Origin of the sequence: Arthrobacter sp. PAMC25564, from assembly GCF_004798705.1 — a bacterium.
In the GTDB taxonomy this organism is placed as follows: Bacteria; Actinomycetota; Actinomycetes; order Actinomycetales; family Micrococcaceae; genus Arthrobacter.
Window position 1 is genome coordinate 1,483,527 of record NZ_CP039290.1, and the last position, 19,536, is coordinate 1,503,062.

General features: G+C 68.6%; 18 protein-coding genes and 2 tRNA genes. 14 read left to right on the top strand and 6 right to left on the bottom strand.

Going from position 1 to position 19,536, the window contains the following annotated elements:
• Positions 1 to 40: 40 nt before the first annotated feature.
• The 4 genes from E5206_RS06745 (at position 41) to E5206_RS06760 (ending at position 2,692) form a co-directional block, all read left to right on the top strand.
• Positions 41 to 112, top strand: a tRNA-Thr gene (locus tag E5206_RS06745).
• Positions 113 to 174: 62 nt separating this feature from the next.
• Positions 175 to 248 (top strand) — tRNA-Met (locus E5206_RS06750).
• Positions 249 to 348: 100 nt separating this feature from the next.
• Positions 349 to 1,008 carry an NAD(P)H-binding protein gene (locus tag E5206_RS06755; protein ID WP_136321828.1) on the top strand — a complete coding sequence of 220 codons (660 nt, stop codon included), beginning with the start codon at positions 349 to 351 and terminating at the stop codon, positions 1,006 to 1,008.
• 115 nt (positions 1,009 to 1,123) lie between these two features.
• On the top strand, positions 1,124 to 2,692 hold the full coding sequence (locus E5206_RS06760) for a Na+/H+ antiporter (RefSeq protein WP_136321829.1): 1,569 nt from the start codon (positions 1,124 to 1,126) through the stop codon (positions 2,690 to 2,692).
• Positions 2,693 to 2,821: 129 nt separating this feature from the next.
• On the opposite strand, the gene E5206_RS06765 is transcribed toward E5206_RS06760, so the two are convergent.
• Positions 2,822 to 4,987, bottom strand: coding sequence for a hypothetical protein (locus E5206_RS06765; protein ID WP_136321830.1), 2,166 nt, complete (start codon positions 4,985 to 4,987; stop codon positions 2,822 to 2,824).
• Positions 4,988 to 5,069: 82 nt separating this feature from the next.
• Here E5206_RS06765 and E5206_RS19215 point away from each other — a divergent pair, with 82 nt between their 5' ends.
• Positions 5,070 to 5,534 (top strand): hypothetical protein, encoded by a 465-nt coding sequence (locus tag E5206_RS19215; RefSeq protein WP_168709285.1) that lies wholly within the window; start codon positions 5,070 to 5,072, stop codon positions 5,532 to 5,534.
• 171 nt (positions 5,535 to 5,705) lie between these two features.
• Here the strand turns inward: E5206_RS19215 and E5206_RS06775 are convergent, their stop codons facing one another.
• Positions 5,706 to 6,899 (bottom strand): ROK family protein, encoded by a 1,194-nt coding sequence (locus E5206_RS06775; RefSeq protein WP_136321832.1) that lies wholly within the window; start codon positions 6,897 to 6,899, stop codon positions 5,706 to 5,708.
• Between the two features lie 127 nt (positions 6,900 to 7,026).
• Here E5206_RS06775 and E5206_RS06780 point away from each other — a divergent pair, with 127 nt between their 5' ends.
• From E5206_RS06780 to E5206_RS06795, 4 genes are all read left to right on the top strand, one after another.
• Positions 7,027 to 8,733, top strand: a complete 1,707-nt coding sequence (locus E5206_RS06780) for an alpha-amylase family glycosyl hydrolase (protein ID WP_136321833.1) — start codon at positions 7,027 to 7,029, stop codon at positions 8,731 to 8,733.
• Between the two features lie 41 nt (positions 8,734 to 8,774).
• On the top strand, positions 8,775 to 9,704 hold the full coding sequence (locus E5206_RS06785; protein ID WP_168709404.1) for an aldo/keto reductase: 930 nt from the start codon (positions 8,775 to 8,777) through the stop codon (positions 9,702 to 9,704).
• 171 nt (positions 9,705 to 9,875) lie between these two features.
• Positions 9,876 to 10,739, top strand: coding sequence for a CoA ester lyase (locus E5206_RS06790; RefSeq protein WP_136321835.1), 864 nt, complete (start codon positions 9,876 to 9,878; stop codon positions 10,737 to 10,739).
• Between the two features lie 102 nt (positions 10,740 to 10,841).
• Positions 10,842 to 11,066 carry a DUF3188 domain-containing protein gene (locus E5206_RS06795; RefSeq protein ID WP_136321836.1) on the top strand — a complete coding sequence of 75 codons (225 nt, stop codon included), beginning with the start codon at positions 10,842 to 10,844 and terminating at the stop codon, positions 11,064 to 11,066.
• Here E5206_RS06795 and E5206_RS06800 read toward each other — a convergent pair.
• The gene (locus tag E5206_RS06800) at positions 11,056 to 12,735 is read right to left on the bottom strand and encodes a SulP family inorganic anion transporter (protein ID WP_136321837.1); all 1,680 of its coding nucleotides are present in this window, start codon (positions 12,733 to 12,735) and stop codon (positions 11,056 to 11,058) included. The two genes, E5206_RS06795 and E5206_RS06800, sit on opposite strands and share 11 nt — an antisense overlap.
• The gene (locus E5206_RS06805) at positions 12,732 to 13,184 is read right to left on the bottom strand and encodes a metalloregulator ArsR/SmtB family transcription factor (protein WP_136321838.1); all 453 of its coding nucleotides are present in this window, start codon (positions 13,182 to 13,184) and stop codon (positions 12,732 to 12,734) included. Before E5206_RS06805 ends, E5206_RS06800 begins: the two co-directional genes overlap by 4 nt.
• A gap of 152 nt (positions 13,185 to 13,336) precedes the next feature.
• On the opposite strand from E5206_RS06805, the gene E5206_RS06810 reads away from it, so the two are divergent.
• From E5206_RS06810 to E5206_RS06825, 4 genes are all read left to right on the top strand, one after another.
• Positions 13,337 to 13,798, top strand: coding sequence for a MaoC family dehydratase N-terminal domain-containing protein (locus tag E5206_RS06810; protein WP_136321839.1), 462 nt, complete (start codon positions 13,337 to 13,339; stop codon positions 13,796 to 13,798).
• 2 nt (positions 13,799 to 13,800) lie between these two features.
• Entirely contained in the window at positions 13,801 to 14,238 is a 438-nt protein-coding gene (locus E5206_RS06815; protein ID WP_136321840.1) for a MaoC family dehydratase, read from the top strand.
• A gap of 16 nt (positions 14,239 to 14,254) precedes the next feature.
• The gene (locus E5206_RS06820; RefSeq protein ID WP_136321841.1) at positions 14,255 to 15,529 is read left to right on the top strand and encodes an MFS transporter; all 1,275 of its coding nucleotides are present in this window, start codon (positions 14,255 to 14,257) and stop codon (positions 15,527 to 15,529) included.
• Between the two features lie 65 nt (positions 15,530 to 15,594).
• Complete coding sequence (locus E5206_RS06825; protein ID WP_136321842.1) at positions 15,595 to 16,662, top strand: UDP-N-acetylmuramate dehydrogenase; 1,068 nt, start codon at positions 15,595 to 15,597, stop codon at positions 16,660 to 16,662.
• Here the strand turns inward: E5206_RS06825 and E5206_RS06830 are convergent.
• Complete coding sequence (locus tag E5206_RS06830; RefSeq protein WP_240690008.1) at positions 16,659 to 17,195, bottom strand: hypothetical protein; 537 nt, start codon at positions 17,193 to 17,195, stop codon at positions 16,659 to 16,661. The genes E5206_RS06825 and E5206_RS06830 overlap by 4 nt on opposite strands.
• A 97-nt stretch (positions 17,196 to 17,292) precedes the next feature.
• On the opposite strand from E5206_RS06830, the gene E5206_RS06835 reads away from it, so the two are divergent.
• A complete protein-coding gene (locus tag E5206_RS06835) occupies positions 17,293 to 18,408 on the top strand; it encodes a winged helix DNA-binding domain-containing protein (RefSeq protein ID WP_136321843.1) in 1,116 nt (371 codons plus the stop codon).
• On the opposite strand, the gene asd is transcribed toward E5206_RS06835, so the two are convergent.
• Positions 18,405 to 19,535 (bottom strand): aspartate-semialdehyde dehydrogenase, encoded by a 1,131-nt coding sequence (gene asd, locus E5206_RS06840; RefSeq protein ID WP_136321844.1) that lies wholly within the window; start codon positions 19,533 to 19,535, stop codon positions 18,405 to 18,407. The two genes, E5206_RS06835 and asd, sit on opposite strands and share 4 nt — an antisense overlap.
• Position 19,536: the final 1 nt, after the last annotated feature.

Consider the following 19,536-nt stretch of genomic DNA (forward strand, 5'->3'; position numbering starts at 1 on the left):
TTGTTGGTAGCGGAATCTTCCGGTAGAGTATTTACTCGTTGCCCCCCTAGCTCAGTGGTAGAGCGCGTTCTTGGTAAGAACGAGGTCACCGGATCGATTCCGGTGGGGGGCTCTGAATGAGGGCCTGTGTCAAGGCGGTTTTTGACCGGCTTAGCGCAGGTTTTCCTCATTTATGGCGGTGTAGCTCAGTTGGTTAGAGCGCACGACTCATAATCGTGAGGTCGGGAGATCGAGCCTCCCCACCGCTACAGAAAGACTCCGCAGGCCAAAGCCTGCGGAGTCCTTTTGTTTCCCGGGTTGTTTCCCCGAAGGGGGGGCGTCCGCGACGAAGTGGGACAGAATGGGTCCATGACGCGAATCGCAATCATCGGCGGCCACGGCAAGGTGGCCCTGGAGCTGGCCCGGATCCTCACAGCGGACGGTCACGATGTGACGTCCTTCATCCGGAACCCGGACCAGCAGGCCGACGTCGCCGCCACCGGCGCGACGCCGCTGGTCCTGGACGTTGAAAACTCGACGACGGCGGACATTGCCGAGGCTCTTCGGGACCACGACGCCGTGGTGTGGTCCGCCGGCGCCGGCGGCGGCAATCCGGAACGCACCTATGCGGTGGACCGGGACGCGGCGATTCGGTCGATGGACGCGGCGGCCGCTGCCGGCGTCGGCCGGTACGTCATGGTGTCGTATCTGGGCGCCCGGCCGGACCACGGGGTCCCCGAGGGCAACAGCTTTTTCGCCTACGCGCAGGCCAAGGCCGCCGCGGACGCGTACCTGCGCGGCACGGGCCTGGCCTGGACCATCCTCGGACCCGGCGCGCTGACGGACGGTCCAGGCAACGGACTGATCGACGTCGACCCCGCCGACACCTCCGGCGGCACCGCTACCGCCCGCGCCAACGTGGCCCTCGTTGCCGCCGCGGTGCTGGGGCTGCCTTCAACCGCTGGCCGCACCATCACGTTCCGGGACGGCACCCTGCCCCTCGCCGCGGCGCTGGAACCGCTCAGCTGACGCCGCCGCGGCCGGCCCGGCTCAGTTGCCGGCCACGTAGCCGATAAAGTAGGGGAGGCGGCCGGCGCATCCGGAACGGATGGCGGTCGGCGCAACTCCCGGGGAAAGTGAGGACATGGACCAGCTGGCACTCATCGTCGGACTGTTGCTTGCCACCGTGGTGGCCGTGGGCGTGGGCGACCGGCTGCGCCTGCCGTATCCGGTCCTGATGTTAATCCTGGCCGCCGCGCTGACCTTCATCCCTGGCTTTCCGGAGATGGAGATCCCGCCGGAGCTGATCCTTCCGATCTTCCTGCCCCCGCTGCTCTTCGCCACCGCCCAGCGCAGCTCGTGGGCGGTCTTCAGGGTCCGCTGGCGCACCCTGATCATGCTGGCCGTCGCCCTCGTCGTCGTCTCGACGGCGGCCGTCGCCGGCGCCGCCTGGCTGCTGATCCCCGGCATCGGCATCCCCGCCGCGATCGCCCTCGGCGCCATGGTGGCGCCGCCCGATCCGGTGGCCGTGGAATCCATCGCGGGCCGCGTCCACATGCCCCGCCGGCTCATCACGGTGCTGCAAAGCGAAGGCCTCTTCAACGACGCCGCCGCCATCGTCATCTTCCAGGCCGCGGTGGCCGCCACCGTTTCCGGCAGCAGGATAGGGCCCGGCCTCGTCTGGCAGTTCCTGCTGGGGGCAGCGATCGCCGTCGTGGTGGGCATCGGCATGGGCTGGCTGACGAGCCTCATTACCCGGCTGGTGACCTCGATGGTGGCCCGCAGCGCCGTCACCCTCGTGGTGCCTTTCGCCGCCTACATCCTGGCTGAGGAGGTGCACGCTTCGGGCGTGATCGCGGTCGTCGTCACGGCCCTGGAGATAAAGCGGCACTCGCGGCCCCAGGACGCAGCCGAGCGGGTCACCCGCACGGCGTTCTGGGACGTCGTCGAACTGCTGGTCACCGGACTGGCGTTCGGGCTGGTGGGGCTCGAAGTGCGTAAGGTCATCCGGGACGAGGGCACCGCCATTTTCGGCATGATCGGCACCGCCGCAGCGGTCTGCGTGCTGGTGTTCCTGGTCCGTTTCCTGTGGCTGGCGATGATGTCCGGGCTCGCACGGACCCGGGATGCCCTGCGCCCCACCTCCGCCAAGGAGGTCCTGATCCTCACCTGGTGCGGCATGCGCGGCCTGGCGACCCTGGCACTGGCCCTGGCCCTTCCGCTGACCCTGGCCGACGGCTCCGCGTTCCCTGCCCGGAGCCAGCTCATTGTGATCGCCTGTGCCGTTCTGCTGGCCACCCTGGTGCTGCCCGGACTGACACTGCCGTGGCTGATGCGGGTCCTGCAGGCATCCGGGGACGGCTCGGAGGAGCGCGATGCCGCCCGGGTCCTGGCGCGGCGTGCCCAACAGGCGGCGGTCGCGGCGCTCAAAGACAACGGGCTCATGAAGGAGCTGCCGGCGGAGAAGGTGGCGCTCGTGAAGGAGAAGATGACCCGGCTGCATGCGGAACTCCTGGACGGCAGCCTCCACAACGAAAGCGTGGCGGAGAAGCGCAAGCGCGGCCGCGAGCTGGCGATTGCCGTGCAGACGATCGCGCTTGATGCGGCCCGGCAGGAAGTCGTGGCCGCCCGGAACGAACCGGATATGGACCCCGAGGTCGCGGACCGCGTCCTGCGCCAGCTGGACCTGCGCACCATGATCATGCCGGAGTAGGCAGGCCCAGCTCCAAGGCGTTCGCTTCGACGTAATCCAGCGCATGGAAGAAGGCCGGCACCTCAGGGTGCCGGCCTTCTTCCATCGGTCAGCGTCCGGACCATTGCTCTTCCTAAGCGTGGACGCCGGTCAGTAAGACATCGTTTGGCATCCGAGGAGGCTGTTGCCGTTGGAGAGTGCAGTGACGGCGATGCCGTAGGCGCAGACCTTGTAGCCGCCGGGCTGTGTGATGGGGATGGTTGCGGTGTAGCCGTGGTTGCCGGAAACCCCGATGACCTGGTTGACGTCGGGACGGGCCTGGTCTGCGGTGAACGCGGTTCCCTTGGTGGTCCCGTCGGGTGCGGTGATGTAGATGTGGACGGGGATTGAGCTTCCGGGGGTGCCGGGGTCAAGGGTCCATCCCCGGGCGGTTATGGAGTTCCCGGAGATCGTGGCCTGGTCGAGGGACCCGATCGGGGAAGGACTCCGCGGGGCTTGGATGGTCTGGCATCCGAGGAGGCTGTTGCCGTTGGAGAGTGCGGTGACGGCGATGCCGTAGGCGCAGACCTTGTAGCTGCCGGGCTGTGTGATGGGGATGGTTGCGGTGTAGCCGTGGTTGCCGGAAACCCCGATGACCTGGTTGACGTCGGGACGGGCCTGGTCTGCGGTGAACGCGGTTCCCTTGGTGGTCCCGTCGGGTGCGGTGATGTAGATGTGGGCGGGGATTGAGCTTCCGGGGGTGCCGGGGTCAAGGGTCCATCCCCGGGCGGTTATGGAGTTCCCGGAGATCGTGGCCTGGTCGAGGGACCCGATCGGGGAAGGACTCCGCGGGGCTTGGATGGTCTGGCATCCGAGGAGGCTGTTGCCGTTGGAGAGTGCGGTGACGGCGATGCCGTAGGCGCAGACCTTGTAGCTGCCGGGCTGTGTGATGGGGATGGTTGCGGTGTAGCCGTGGTTGCCGGAAACCCCGATGACCTGGTTGACGTCGGGACGGGCCTGGTCTGCGGTGAACGCGGTTCCCTTGGTGGTCCCGTCGGGTGCGGTGATGTAGATGTGGGCGGGGATAGAGGTGCCGGGTGTGCCGGGGTCAAGGGTCCATCCCCGGGCGGTTATGGAGTTCCCGGAGATCGTGGCCTGGTCGAGGGACCCGATCGGTGAAGGCGTCCCGATCACGGTCTGGGTCTTACAGCCAAGCTGCGGGTTGCCGAATTTTCCGATGGCATAGACGCAGACCTTGTAAGTGCCAGGGGCTGTCACTCCGAACTCTTGGCTGAATCCATGATTCGGGCCAACGTGCAACACTTGGTCGAGATCGGGGCGCGAGCCGTTTGCCGGGACTGCATATCCGGACGTGGATCCGTCGGGCCGTGTGATGTAGACGTGCGCCTGGGTCGACACGCTGCTGTCCGCCATGTCGACAGCCCAGCCACTGACCTGCAGGGACGTACCGGAGGCGGAATTGCTGACCGCGAGGGCGTCGAAGCTACCCAGCGGCAACTGCATCGCGGTCACCGTCACCCCCGCCGCCGCGTCGGAGATCCAATCGATCGAGACACGTGTCCCGGCGTGTGTTGTGAAGGTCTGCCCCGCCTGCCAGGCCTGATTCTTGCTGTAATAGCCCGCAAAAGCCAGCGTGCTGGGCGGCAGGGCGATGGAGCCCGCGCCCAGAGCCTGGACGATCTTTACCCCGCGATTGCCCCCAGTCGCGACGGCCGAGTCATTACCCACTGGAAGGCGGAGTTCCAGGTAGTAAACCTCGCCGCTGATGGCATCCGTGAACTTCACGGCGCGGTTGTCGGCCGCCCCGCTCCAAGCGGTCAACTGGTAGGAGTTCCTACCCAGGGCCGTTCCGGCGTTTAGAATTTCCTGACCATTGCCGAATCCTCCGTATTCCCACATGGGGGAGCTGATCACCGGCTGGCTTGCCTGCGAAGCCCCCATGAGATCAAGCGTGTCCTTGTACTCCTGGATGCTGCAGCTGGCATCGGCGAACGACCCGTCCGCGTTCGTGGCGACGTCCTGTGCGCCGCTTCCGCACTGGAGGGCGTTGGCATGCATCAGGCCAAAGACGTGGCCGAATTCGTGCGTAATGACACTGTTCGTCAGCTGGCCCGGGCCGGGAAGGGGCATGATGACTCGTCCGCTGGCCCCGTTGTAGCTCCAGCCGGCTCCGTAGGCACCGTCCGAGAGTGTCGGGGTGGACACGAACACGACGAGTGCGGTCCATGGGTTGGGACTGGCCGGCCAGCCGAGTTCGGTGGAGATGGTGTTCATCATGTCCGGGTACCGCTGGGTCGAGGTAGCCTTGCTGTTCAAGATTTCCGGGGTTCCCCAGGACATCGAAAGCCGGCCATTGGACATTGCCTGCCAATAGGAGCTTGCAGTACCGACTGCACCCGTGGCGTCCGAATCGGAAATGGTCGCCTTCTTATCGGCCAACTGGACCTTTACGATCCTTACGTTGATAACGCCGGCCCGGGCCAGTGAATATGCCTCCGTCGCTATCTTTCGTGCGGAGGCGCCCTTATTGCCCGTGGGCGGCGGCGATTCGAAGGTATGGACCGACGTCGGTGCACCACCGGTGTTCTCCGCTGGTGCCGTGGGTGTCGGCGTGGGAGCCGGCATTGCCGGCGTGGCCTCCACAGGAGTTGTGGTCGAGGGTGTGGGCGCCGCGGTCGTGTCGGTTGCAGGTTTCGGCGTGGGAACCGGCGTCGCCGCGGGTGCCGGGGTGACCGTCGGTGCAGGCGTCGGCTCTGCCCAGGCAGGCGACATCGCGACAACAGGGAGCGACCCCAGAGAAATGACCAGCGCGGCAAGCAGCGCGGCTGTCTTCCGTATTGAATTCACTTTTAGACCTTCGTGAGACCGCCGCACCACTGAAGCCCAGCGCGGCCGCGGGAGACCGGGAATGGACGACAGTCTACGGAGGGAACAAAATAAGGCCAGCCGACTTGCGCAGAAAATTCGATTTGATGGCTAATCTTCGCCAAAAATCAAGGAAAGCCTTGGCCAGGGGCACCTTCGCTCCCACTGGCTACGTTAGGCCCAGCTCCAGGGCGTTCGCTTCGACATAGTCCAGTGCATGCCGGATGGCACCGATGGTCACGATGCCACCGCCCAGCGGGGAGACCGTCACTCGCGGGGGAGTCGCCGTAAAACGTGGCAGTGCCGCCATGATGCCGGGCAGGAGCGCGGCAGCGGACTCGGCGACGGCGCCGCCGATCACGAGCTGCTCCGGGTTGATGAGGCTTGAGACGGTCGCGATCACGCGGGCCATCCGCTCCGAAATCCGGTCCAGGATCGCCAGCGCGGCGGGGTCCCCGGCGGCCGCGTCCTCGAACACGCGCCTCGCGCTCGGAACGCCTCCCGTGGCGGGTCCGCCGCCGGCCGCGGACCACTGCCTTGCCAGGCTCGCGATGCCGTCGCTGGACCCGACGCCCTCCACCAGGTCCAGGTAGCCCATTTCGCCGGCTGCGCCGCCGCTGCCATGCAGCAGCCGGCCGGATTCCAGCACCCCGGCCCCCAGCCGTTCACCCGCCAGCAGGACCACCAGATCGTCAACACCCGTGCCGGAGCCGCGCCAGTGTTCTCCGAGCGCGGCGAGATTGGCGTCGTTCTCCAGCAGGACCGTCCAGCCGTGCAGCTCCTTCAGCGCGGCGCGGAGCCCGACGTCGAACAGGCTCCAGAAGTGCTTGGATGCCAGCACCTTGCCGGCGCGGTCCACCGGCGCGGCGATGCCGGCAGCCGCTGCGAGGACCCTGCCCGGGTCAGCCCCCGCTGCCGAGAGGGCCAGGCGGCAGGCCTGGTCCACGACGCCGATCCGCTCCTCCGCCGGGATATCCACGGCCCGGAAGCTCTGGCTGGAGCGTCCGATGACGATGCCGCGGAGATCCGCCACGGCCGCCGTCGTGGTGCCGGCGCCGATGTCGATACCCAGCACAAAGCCGGCCCGGGCATTGAGTTCAAAGCGCTTGGCCGGCCTGCCTTTCCGGGCGCTGCCGGCCGGCTCGTCATCCCGCCGGGGGCTGTCCAGTTCGCGGATCCAGCCGCGACCGATCAGGTCCTCGCAGACAGCGAGGACGGACGCCCGGGTCAGGCCGGTCGAGGCCATCAGCTCGGTCCCGGTGGCGACGTCGGTGCCGCGGATATGGCCCAGGACCGCCTGGGCGTTGACGCGGCGCAAGAGCTGCGGCGTGGCGGCCGGTTGCGGTCCCAAGTCGTGCGGCATCAACCTTGACCCCTTCTGCATCCGGACACATAATTGTTCAGGCAATATATTTAGCTTGTATCTAAAATACCAGTTCCCGTCTGTGCCACACCATGACAACCGTTCCGAGCCCCAAAAGGATCCTCCCTTGTCCAACACCGCCACGCTGGCAACCCTGTCCGGTTCCAACCTCGCCGCCGACCCCAATTGGTGGCGCCAGGCGTCCGTGTACCAGATCTACCCGCGCAGCTTCTCCGACTCCAACGGCGACGGACTGGGCGACATCAAGGGCATCACGGCCAAGGTCCCGTACCTGAAAGAACTCGGCATCGACGCCGTTTGGCTCTCGCCGTTCTACCCTTCGGCGCTGGCCGACGGCGGCTACGACGTCGACGATTACCGCGACGTGGACCCGAAGCTCGGCAGCCTGGACGACTTCGACGAAATGTCCGCGGCGCTGCATGCCGCCGGCATCAAGCTGATCGCGGACATCGTCCCGAACCACTCGTCCAACCGCCATGTGTGGTTCACGGAAGCGCTCGCGTCCCCCCGGGGTTCCGCCGCGCGGGAGCGCTACATCTTCCGGGACGGCAAGGGCGAGAACGGCGAGATCCCGCCCTCGGACTGGGAATCAGTCTTCGGCGGCCCCGCCTGGGAGCGCATCACGGAACCCGACGGCACCCCCGGGCAGTGGTACATGCACATCTTCGCCAAGGAGCAGCCGGACCTGAACTGGTCCAACCGCGAAATCCGCGAGGATTTCCTGAAGACCGTCCGCTTCTGGTCCGACCGCGGCGTGGACGGCTTCCGCGTCGATGTCGCGCACGCCCTGACCAAGGACCTCACCGAGCCGCTGCTGTCCAGGCTCGAACTGGGGCCGGAAGGTGCCGCCGCCGACGGTTTCGCCGACGGCTCGCACCCCTTCTGGGACCGCGACGAAGTCCACGAGATCTACGCCGAATGGCGTGAGGTCTTCAACGAGTACAACCCGCCGCGCACCGCCGTCGCCGAGGCCTGGGTCCACGCCAGCCGCCGCGCCCGCTACGCCAGCCCGCAGGGCCTGGGCCAGGCGTTTAACTTCGACCTCCTGCAGGCCGACTTCGACGCCGGGGAATTCCACGACATCATCACCCGGAACCTCATCGAGGCCACCGAATCGGGCGCCTCATCCACCTGGGTCTTCTCCAACCACGACGTCGTCCGGCACGCCACCCGCTACGGGCTGCCCCAGGGCGGCGGCCGGCATGCCAAGGGCCAGGACGGCAAGGGCTGGCTGCTGGCCGGCGCCCCGGCCGAGGAGCTCGACGTCGACCTCGGCCTGAGCCGGGCCCGCGCGGCGACCCTGCTGATGCTGGCGCTGCCGGGCTCCGCATACCTGTACCAGGGCGAGGAGCTGGGCCTGCAGGAGGTCGGGGACATCCCCGATTCCGCGCGCCAGGACCCCACCTTCTTCCGCAACAAGGGCGTCGAAATCGGCCGCGACGGCTGCCGGGTGCCGCTGCCCTGGACCGCCGAGGGCAGCTCCTTCGGATTCGGCGACGGCGGAGCCCACCTGCCCCAGCCGGCCTGGTTCGGCCGCTACGCCGTCGCGGCCCAGGCCAGGGTGGAAGGCTCCACCCTGGAGTTCTACCGCAAAGCCCTCAGGCTCCGCCGCGAACTGCAGACCTCGGAGGAGCTGGAATGGCTGGAAACCGGCAGCCCCGACGTGCTGCGCTTCATCCGCCCGGGCGGCTGGCAGTCTGTGACGAACTTCGGCGATGAAGCGGTTGAGCTCCCCGCCGGCACCGTGCTCGTCAGCAGTGGACCGCTGGACGGCAGCCTCCTGCCGGCCAACACCACCGCCTGGCTGCGGTGAGCCCCTCGCCGCAGCCAACCCAGGAGCTGATCTACGGGTGCATGGGCCTGGGCGGCACCTGGTCCCCGGAGCCGTACTCGCCGGCGGACGTGGACGAGGCCGCGGCCGCCGTCGACGCCGCCCTCGAAGCGGGCATCACGCTCTTCGACCATGCCGACATCTACCGCAACGGCAAGGCCGAGGCGGTGTTCGGCGAGGTGCTGGCGCAGACCCCCGGCCTGCGCGGGAAGATCCGGCTGCAGACCAAGTGCGGCATCCGGCTGAACGAGCAGGGGCTCGGGACGTACTACGACCTGGGCCGGGACGCGATCCTGGAGCGGGTCAATGAAAGCCTGGCACGGCTCCGCACCGACTACGTTGACGTGCTGATGCTGCACCGCCCCGATCCGTTGATGGACCCCGCCGAGGTGGCTTCCGCCGTCGGGCAGCTCATGGCCGAAGGCAAGGTGCGGGCCCTGGGCGTATCCAACATGTCCGGGTCGCAGATCGAGCTGTTGCAGGACCGGCTGGAGACTCCAGTGGTTGCCAACCAGCTGGAAATGAGCCTTGTGAAGCGGGCGTGGCTGGAAAGCGCCGTGCTGGTCAACCATGCCGACGGCACGGATTACAGCTTCCCGCACGGCACGGTGGAGCACTGTGTCCGCCACGGAATCACCGTGCAGGCCTACGGCGCGCTGGCCCGCGGCCTCTACACTGGGGCACCGGCCGCAGCGCCGGCCGCCGGGCCGAGCGCGGCGGAGGCGGCCACCACGGCGCTCGTGGCCGCCCTCGCCGCGGAGAAGGGCAGCACGGGGGAGTCCATCCTGCTGGGTTGGCTGATGAAGCACCCGGCCGGGATCGCTCCCGTGATCGGCACCGCAAACCCGGACCGCATCCGGGCCTGCGCTGGGGCCGCCGGGGTGGCGGCGGCCATGACCCGGGCACAGTGGTACCGGCTCTGGATCACGGCCCGGGGCAGCAACATCCCTTAGCCGTCCCGCCGCCGTGCCCACCCGGCTGGCCGGCAGTTAAGACCGTTACGGGCAATGAAAACGACCCCTGCTGCCAGTTGGTTGGGCCGGGACGTGATTTTGGTCGTATTGGTTGCCGCTGAAGGGCGGATCGCTTAGGGGGAGACGCCCCACAGCGGATAGCGTAGATACATGACCTCTACCACCGCTGCCGGAACCGTCCGGCCCCAGCGCAACATCCCGGCCGACATCGCCCGCTCCTGGCTGCTGGTGAACGCGATGAAGCCCGAACTCTTCGACCCGTCCGCCGTCTCCCGGGCCGATGCGATCATCCTCGACATCGAAGACGCCGTGGACCCGTCCCAAAAGGACGCCGCGCGCGCCAACGTCGTGAACTGGCTGACCGCCGGCGGCCACGCCTGGGTCCGCATCAACGATGCCACCAGCCCCTTCTGGGCCGACGACCTCGCCGGACTCCGCGGCACCCCCGGCCTGCTGGGCGTTATGCTGGCCAAAACCGAATCGGCCGACCAAGTCACCGAAAGCTTCCACCGCATGGACGGCAAGACGCCGGTGATTGCGCTCGTCGAGTCCGCCGTCGGCATCGAGGAAGCCAACCACATCGCGAAGGCCCAGGGCGCCTTCCGGCTCGCCTTCGGCTCCGGCGACTTCCGCCGCGACACCGGCATGGCGGCCACCCCGGAAGCCATGGCCTACCCGCGGGCCAAGCTGGTCGTGGCCAGCCGCGTCGGCAACCTGCCCGGCCCCATTGACGGCCCCACTGTCGGCACGAACCACCCGATCCTGCGCGAACAGACCGGCATCACCGTGATGATGGGCATGACCGGGAAACTCTGCCTCGCGATCGACCAGACCCCGGTCATCAACGAGGTCATCAGCCCCACCCCGTCCGACGTCGCCTGGGCCACGGACTTCATGGCCGACTTCGAAGCCAGCGGCCGCGTGATCCGCGACGGCTCCGACCTGCCACGCCTGGGCCGCGCCGAGAAGATCATGAAGCTCGCGGTAGCCTTCGGGGTGCAGCCGGCGCTGTAGCCCGGTAACCGAACCAACGCAGGCAGACCCCGTGGCCGGTACCCGTTATCCGGTCCACGGGGTCTTTTGGGACGGGGCCGAGCCCGCCAGTAGACTGGCACGGTGCTGAACGAATTCTGGGCCTCCGCGTCAACCACCTACAAGGTGCTCGTTTTTAGCGCCATGGGCCTGATCGCCGCCGGCATCATCCTCAACCTCGTGGGCAACAGCTCAAACAACCAGGGCCTGGCCGTGGCATCCCTGCCGGTGATCGGACTTGGACTGATCCTGCACATCGTGGGAATCGTTGTCCGGGGCCAGACCATCCGGAAGAAGCTCAGGCGCTAGCGCCCGCGTTCCGCCGGACATGGCTGCGGGCGTGCTCCACGGCCGCGGGCAGGGTGGTGAACAGATGCTTGTGATGCCGCAGCGAGCGGATCACCCCGACGTTGGTCACGAGCTCCAGATGCTGCGGCTGGACGCCCTTGAGCAGGACCGTCACGCCGCGCAGCTCCAGCGCCGAGATGACCTCCACCAGGGTGTGGGCGCCGGTGGCATCGAGCATCCGCACCTGCGAGAGCCGGATGATGGCCACCTGGATGTCCTGGACCTTGCTGATTTCCTGCAGCACGCGTTCAGCGGCGCCGAAGAACATCGCGCCGTCCAGCCGGAAGATGGCGATGTGCTCATCCCCGGGAACGCGCACCCCGTTGATCTCCTCGCGCTGCACGCCGCTGAGTGAGGCGAACTTCCGCAGCGTGAAGACGGCCGCGGCGACAAGTCCGATCTCGATGGCGACAATCAGGTCGAAGGCCACGGTGATGAGGGCGGTCAGGACAAACACGAAGGCGTCGGCGCGGGTGGAACGCATGATGGCGGTCACCGCGTGCTTGGAGACCATACGCGTCGCCGTGACCATCAGGATGCCGCCCAGGACCGCCAGCGGGATCCTCCCGACCAGTCCGGCCGCCAGATAGATGATGGCCAGCAGCACGACGGCGTGAACGATCGCGGAGAGCCGGGTTTTCGCGCCGGAACGGACGTTGACGGCCGTCCGGGCAATGGCGCCGGTGGCGGGCATCCCGCCGAAGAACCCGGCCGCAATGGAGGCCAGGCCCTGGCCGGTGAGCTCGCGGTCCGGGCTGTAGGCTCCGGTGGGCCGCCCGTCCGGGCCGGCCATCCCGGCGGCCACCCGGGCCGAGAGCAGCGATTCGATGGCCGCCAGCGTGGCGATGGAGACCGCGGGCATAAGCAGCCCTCCCAGTACGGAGGGATCAAGGGAGGGCATGGAGGGCGCGCGCAGCGAATGCGGCAGGGCGCCGATCCGCGGGATGTCCAGCTGCAGCAGTTCCGCCGCCACGGTGGCCAGCAGCACCGCGATCAGGCTTGCCGGCAGCGCCTTGTGCAGCTTCGGGAGCAGGAACATCGCCGCGGCGACGCCCACCACCACGCCCAGGGTCTGCAGGACCATGGGGAAACTGGCCCGGGAGGCGCTGTCGATGGCCCCCAGCAGGGTGTTCTCGCCCGGCGTGCCCGCGGTTCCGGTGGCCATCGGAACCTGCTGGAGGAAGATGATCGCGGCGATGCCGAGGGTGAAGCCTTCCACCACCGGCCAGGGGATGAAGGCAACGGCCCGGCCCAGCCCGCTGATGCCCAGCACGCAGACCAGCAGGCCGGCCATGACGGAGACCAGCGCGATGCTGCCGACGCCATGGCTGGCGACCACCGGGGCCAGGACCACGACCATGGCGCCGGTGGGGCCGGAGACCTGCACGTGCGAGCCGCCCATGACGGCGGCCACCAGACCGGCCACCACTGCCGTGATCAGCCCGGCCTCGGCGCCCACTCCGGAGCTGACGCCGAAGGCGAGCGCCAGCGGCAGAGCCACGATGCCCACCGTGATGCCGGCCAACAGGTCCGTCTTCCAGGATGTGCGCAGGCCGTCGTAGTCGTGGCGGGACGGCAGGAAGGTCCGGAGCGAGAACTTCCAGCCCGGCGCGGACTTTACCGTGCTCATGATGCCGATCCGTATGCGTTGGGTGTGGGCGTTGGAGGGGTGCCGGCCTGCGGCCCAGGTGCCCGGGATGCGTTGGCCTGCGAAGCCGTCAGGTGTGCGCCGGGCAGCTCCTGCGCGAGCCGCAGCTGCTCGTTGGAATCGGCCAGGCTGTCCAGGAGGAAGATCCTTGCAATGCTCAGCAGTTCCGAAATCATGGGATGGGCCAGCCGGTAGGTGACCGCATTCGCGGACCGGACCGACGTGACCACCCCGTGCCGGCGGAGAGTGGCCAGATGCTGGGACAGATGGGAGGCCTCAAGGCCGGTCTCGGCCAGGAGGTAGCTGACCGGCGCGGCGCCGTCCGGGGCGGCGGCCAGCAGTTCCAGCACCCGGATCCGGGCAGGGTGGGCGAGGGCCTTGAAAAGGTTCGCCTTGATCTCGTACAAGGGGGTCTGCGCCGCGGAAATCATGGCTGGCCTGGGCTCTCTATACGCCGTAGCCGCGGACGGACCACGACTGAATTGATGAATTGATGTTTTCATCATACCGCTTTCCGGGGCGGAGGGCCACGGACGGCGGCCACGGACGCGTGCCGCTGACCCTGAGGAACTAGGCTGGATCCATGACTATTAATCCGGATCTGCAGGGGCGCAGCTACCCTGCCGCAGAGGTGTACGACGTCGGCCGCGAGAAGATCCGCGAGTTCGCCCGCGCGGTCAAGGCCACCCACCCCGCCCACTTCGACGTCGATGCCGCCAAGGCCCTGGGGCACAGCGACCTCGTGGCGCCGCCCACTTTCGCCATCATCGTGGCCCAGCGCGCCGACGCGCAGCTGATCGAGGATCCGGAATCCGGCATCGACTTCTCCCGCGTGGTGCATGCCGACCAGCGGTTCAGCCATCACCGCCCGATCGTGGCCGGGGACCGGCTGGTCGCCGAACTGCACGTCGACGGCGTGCGCACCATGGGCGGCGGGGCCATGATCACCACCCGCTCGGAGATCTCTGCCATCGCGGCAGACGGATCCCACGCGGCCGTCGCCACCACCACCTCATCCATCCTGGTCCGCGGAGAGGGACAGTAGCCATGAGCATCAACATCGCAGAACTCACGGTCGGCCAGGACATCGGCAGCCGCAGCATCGAGGTCACCCGCACGGACCTGGTGAAGTACGCCGGCGCATCCGGGGACTTCAACCCCATCCATTGGAACGAGGCCTTCGCGACCGGCGTGGGACTGCCGGGCGTTATCGCGCACGGCATGTTCACCATGGGGGCGGCCGTCCAGCTGGTGACCGACTGGGCGGGCGACCCTGCCGCCGTCGTCGACTTCCAGACCCGCTTCACCAAGCCCGTCCCGGTGGCCGACACCACGGGAACCCTGGAACCCGGCGCCGTGATCGAGGTCAGCGGCGCCATCGGAGCGCTCGACGCCGAGGCAGGTACGGCCCGGGTTGACCTCACCGTCGTTGCCGGGGGCCAGAAGGTCCTGGTGAAGGCCCAGGCCGTCGTCAGGCTGGGCTGAGCGCCATGGGCCTGCAGTGAGCGGACGCGCTGTCCAGAGCGCCGAGGTCACGGCCTGGCGCAACGCCGTGGTGGCCGCCTACGCGTTCAGCGGCCTTGCGTTCGCCAGCTGGGTGTCCCGGCTGCCGGCCATCCGCAACGGACTCGACCTCACCCCGGGCACCGTCGGACTGCTGCTGCTCTGCATGACCGTGGGCTCCTTCATCTCGGTCTCCGTCTCCGGCCTGATCGTGCTGCGCTTCGGCTCCCTGCGGACCATCCGGATCGGCAGCATCATGGTCGGTTGCGGACTGGTCCTGGCCGGCTTCGGCACCTCGGTCCTGGCGAACCCGCTGGCGGTCGCCGCGGGCCTGGCCGTCATCGGCCTGGGCACCGCCAGCTGGAACACCGCCTCCAACATGGAGGGCGCCGCGGTGGAACGGGCCGTGCGCCGGCACATCATGCCCAGGCTGCACGGTGCCTTCAGCATCGGCACCGTCGCGGGAGCCGGGCTGGGCGCCTGGGCCGCCGGTACCGGGATCCCGGTCTTCTGGCATCTCGCGGTGGTGGGCGCGCTCGTGGCCGGCTCGGTGGCCACGGCCGCCCGCTGGTTCCGCGCCGACATCACGCCGCTGCGGGAGCAGGGCTTCACACCGGCCAAACCCGATACCTTTGAGGACCCTTCCACCGGCCCGCTGCCCATCATCCGGCCCGAGACCGGGAAGCCGGAAGAACCGCTGGACAACAAGCGCCAGATCGCCCAGGCCTGGCGTGACCGCCGGACCCTGCTGCTCGGGGTGCTGGTGCTCGGGCTTGCCCTGGCCGAAGGCGCGGCCGGGGACTGGGTGGCACTCGCGCTCGCGGACGGCCATGGCCAGACTGAAGCCGCCGGGGCCGCAGGCTACGGGCTCTTCGTCACGTTCATGACGGTGGGCCGCTTCGCCGGAACCGTGCTGCTGGACCGCTTCGGCCGCGTTCCCATGCTGCGCTGGTGCGCCGCCTTCGCGGTCCTGGGCCTGGGCCTGTTCGTCTTCGCCCCCGTTCCGTGGCTGGCCTATGTTGCCCTCGCCGTCTGGGGCCTTGGCGCGTCGCTGGGGTTCCCGGTGGGCATGTCCGCCGCCGCTGACGATCCCGCGAAGGCCGCCGCACGCGTTTCCGTGGTCTCCACGATCGGCTACGGTGCGTTCCTCTGCGGGCCGCCGTTGCTGGGCCTGCTGGCGGAACATGTGGGCATCCTGCACTCGCTGCTGGCCGTCATGGTGATGCTGGTGGCCAGCTTCCTGCTCTCCCCGGTGGCCCGCAAGCCCGCCTGACGGCTGCCGGCTCCGCAGAGTCCGCTTAATAGGGAGGCGTGCGCGATCCCGGCTAGGCTGGTCAGGTGACCCAGACCCTGCTTTCCGCCCTGACCACTGCCGCCGTCGGCGGCCCCGCCGGCAGCTACCTCGAGGCCCGCACCGAGGCCGGGATCATCGACGCCGTCCGTTCGGCCGACGCCGCCGGCGAGCCGCTGCTGATCATCGGCGGCGGCTCCAACCTGATGGTGTCCGACGACGGGTTCCCCGGTACCGTGCTGAGGATCGCCTCCGAGGGGTTCACCGTCAACGCGGAGGACTCCTGCGGCGGGGTGGCCGTCGCGGTGCAGGCCGGGCACAACTGGGACGACTTCGTGGAACACGCGGTGCGGCACGCCTGGTCCGGCATCGAGGCGCTCTCCGGGATCCCGGGCGCCACCGGGGCCACCCCGGTGCAGAACGTCGGCGCCTACGGATCCGACGTCTCCCAGACCATCGCCGCCGTCCGCACCTGGGACCGGGAACGCAACGCCGTGCAGACATTCACGAACTCGGAGCTGAAGTTCGGCTACCGGGACTCGGTGCTGAAGCAGAACACCGTCAACGGCTCCCCGCGCTACGTGGTGCTCACCGTCGAGTTCCAGCTTCCGCTGGGCCGGATGAGCGCTCCGGTCCGCTACGCCGAACTGGCCCGGTCACTGGGCGTGGAACCGGGCCAGCGGGCCTATTCCAACGACGTCCGGCGCGAAGTGCTCCGGCTCCGCGCGTCCAAGGGCATGGTGTGGGACCCGGCGGACCGGGATACTTATTCCACGGGATCCTTCTTCACCAACCCGATTGTGCCTTCCGACGTCGCGGACGGGCTTCCGGAGGGCGCCCCCCGGTATCCGGCCGGCACGGACGGGCTGACGAAGCTCTCGGCGGCGTGGCTGATCGAGATGTCCGGCTTCGGCAAGGGTTTCGGGCTCGAGCCGGACAGCGTGTCCGGCGGACGGGCCTCGCTGTCCACCAAGCACAGCCTCGCCATCACCAACCGGGGCGGTGCGAGCACGGCGGACCTGCTGGCGATTGCGCGCGAGGTGCGCCGTGGCGTCGTCGAACGCTTTGGGATCGAACTGCACCCGGAGCCGCTGCTGATCGGCGTCGAGCTCTAGCGGAACCTGCCTGGTTTCTGCGCCGGCCCGGTTCCTGCCGCTGCCTGGTTCCTGCCGCTGCGCGGGGCGAGCTTGCTGAACAGCATGAAGGTGAAGCCGGACGCGGCCGCCCCCAGCAGGAAGACCTGGCAGAACGCCACTGACTGGGCGCTGGGCCCGCTCTGCAGCACCAGCCCGGCGCACGCAAAGGCTACGGCCCCGGCCAGCAGCGCCAGCGCTCCGAGCAGGAAACTCTGCACCGTCGCCGGGAACTCGCCGCCGGCCTCAAGGCGGAGATCATCCGGCAGCCCGGCCCCGGACCGCACCGCGGCGCGGGGCTGGAGCGCGGCCGCCGTGACGAAGCTCGCCATGGACACGGCCATGCATACCCCTGCGACCAGTTGCAGGGTACTCATCATGGGGGAGAGTCGGGTGCCGCTCGCGATGGCGATGGCGAGCCCGGCGGCCATGCCGGCAGCGCTGGAGGCCCAGCCCAGCAGGGCCAGCTTCCGGCACAGGGGCCGCAGCCGCGGCCACATCTCACTCATGGTCATGTCACAAGGGTAGAGAGGTCCGCTGGACGGCGGCTGTGAACATCCGGTGCGCGAGCAGGAGCATACGGTTGCCGGCCCCCGGCCCTACCATGGGTCCATGGCAGGAGCAGCGCGCCCCCGGCTCAGCCGCGGCATCATGGGCCGGCTCCGGCTTGCCTCGCAGGGACTGGTGGGGCCGGGCCTGGGGACCGTCCCCGACGCCGTGCGGTGGATGACAGCGATGCAGGCACAGGACCTCCAGGCCGCCCTGTGGGCCGTCGGCCAGCGGGTACCGGGTTCCGGGATCGAGGACGTCCGTTCGGCGCTGGACCGGGCCGAAATTGTCCGTTCCTGGCCGATGCGCGGCACGCTGCACCTGCTCGCCCCCGAAGACCTGCGCTGGATGCTGGCCCTGACGTCCGGGCGAATGATCCGGGGCATGGCAGGACGCCACCGGGAGCTCGGCATCACCTCCGGGGACGTCCAGGCGGCCCGAGGGGCGGCGCTGCGGCTGGTCTCCGGCGGGGGAGCAGCCACCCGGGAGGAACTGTTCCAGGCCTTCCAGGCGGCCGGGCAACCCACGGCAGGCCAGCGCGGGATCCACCTGCTGTCGATGCTCTGCCAGCGCGGCTGGCTCGTGCAGGGCCCGCTCCGGGGCAGGCAGCAGCTTGTCGTGGCCTTTGGCGAGTGGATCCCCGAATCGCGCGAACTGGACCGCGAGGAGGGCATTGCCGAGCTGCTGCTGCGGTACCTGCGCAGCCACGGGCCGGCGACGGAACGTGATTTTGCCTGGTGGTCCGGCATCCCGCTGACCGAAGTCCGGACGGCCCTGGCCGGGGTGCGGCACGAACTGGTCGGGCTCGAGTTCGAAGGGACCGGCTACTGGCTTTCGCCGGCCACGGCGGCACTGCTCGACCACGGCGTGCCCGGTGCGCGCTCGGTGCTGGCCCTGCCGGGCTTCGACGAGTTCCTGCTGGGCTACACCGACAGGTCCCTCGTGCTGCCCGCCCGGCACGCCGACAAGATCGTGCCCGGCGGCAACGGGATGTTCAGGAAGACCATCGTCGCCGGCGGCGAAGTAGTCGGCACCTGGGCGGGGCCCGGAACCGGCCGGGGCGCCGACGTCGTACCCGAACCCTTTGACGGGGTCAACGGACTGCGGCCTGCAGCCCAAAAGTCCTTTGGGCTGCAGGCCGCGAAATACCGGAGGTTCCTGGGCTCCGGAAAGCCCTAGAGAGTGCCCGTGGCGATGTTCAACATGCGGCGCAGCGGTTCGGCAGCGCCCCAGAGCAGCTGGTCGCCGACCGTGAACGCGCTGATGTACTGCGGACCCATCTCCAGCTTCCGGATGCGCCCGACCGGGATGTCCAGGGTGCCGGAGGCCGCCACCGGGGTGAGGTCCGCCATCGAGGCATCCTTGGTGTTGGGCACGACCTTGGCCCACTCGTTGTCCCCGGCCAGCAGTTCCTCGATCTCGGCCACGGGGAGGTCCTCGCGGAGCTTGAGCGTGAGCGCCTGCGAATGCGAGCGCATGGCGCCGATCCGGATGCACAGGCCGTCCATGATGATGTGCTCAGCCCCGGAGGTGCCAAGGATCTTGTTGGTCTCCACCCCGGCCTTCCACTCTTCCTTGGACTGGCCGTTGCCCAGATCCGCGTCGATCCACGGGATCAGCGAGCCGGCCAGCGGCACGCCGAACTGGCTCGCGTCGATGTCGGTGCGCTGGTGCGCCAGGACCTTGCGGTCGATCTCCAGGATGGCCGATGCCGGGTCCTCCAGCTCGGTGCTGACCTCGGCGTTGAGCGTGCCGAACTGGCTCAGGAGCTCGCGCATGTGGCGGGCTCCGCCGCCGGAGGCTGCCTGGTAGGTCATCGAGGTGCCCCACTCGACGAGGCCGTTCTTGAACAGTCCGCCGAGGCCCATCAGCATGCAGGAGACCGTGCAGTTACCGCCGATGTAGTCCTTGACGCCGCCGGAGAGGCCGGCGTCGATGACGTCGCGGTTGATCGGGTCCAGCACGATGATGGAGTCGTCGTTCATCCGCAGGGTGGAGGCGGCATCGATCCAGAGCCCGTCCCAGCCGCGGCCGCGCAGCTCGCCGTGGACCTGCTTGGTGTAGTCGCCGCCCTGGGCGGTGACAATGATAGGCAGCTTCGCCAGGGCATCGACGTCGAACGCGTCCTCAAGCTTGCCTGCCCCTTCTGCAAATGAAGGGGCGGCACCTCCCGCGTTCGAGGTGGAGAAAAATACGGGGTTGATGTTGGCGAAGTCGCCCTCGTCCTGCATGCGCTGCATCAGGACGGAACCGACCATGCCACGCCAACCGACCAGTCCAACGGACGGAGTAGCTGCTGTAGTCATT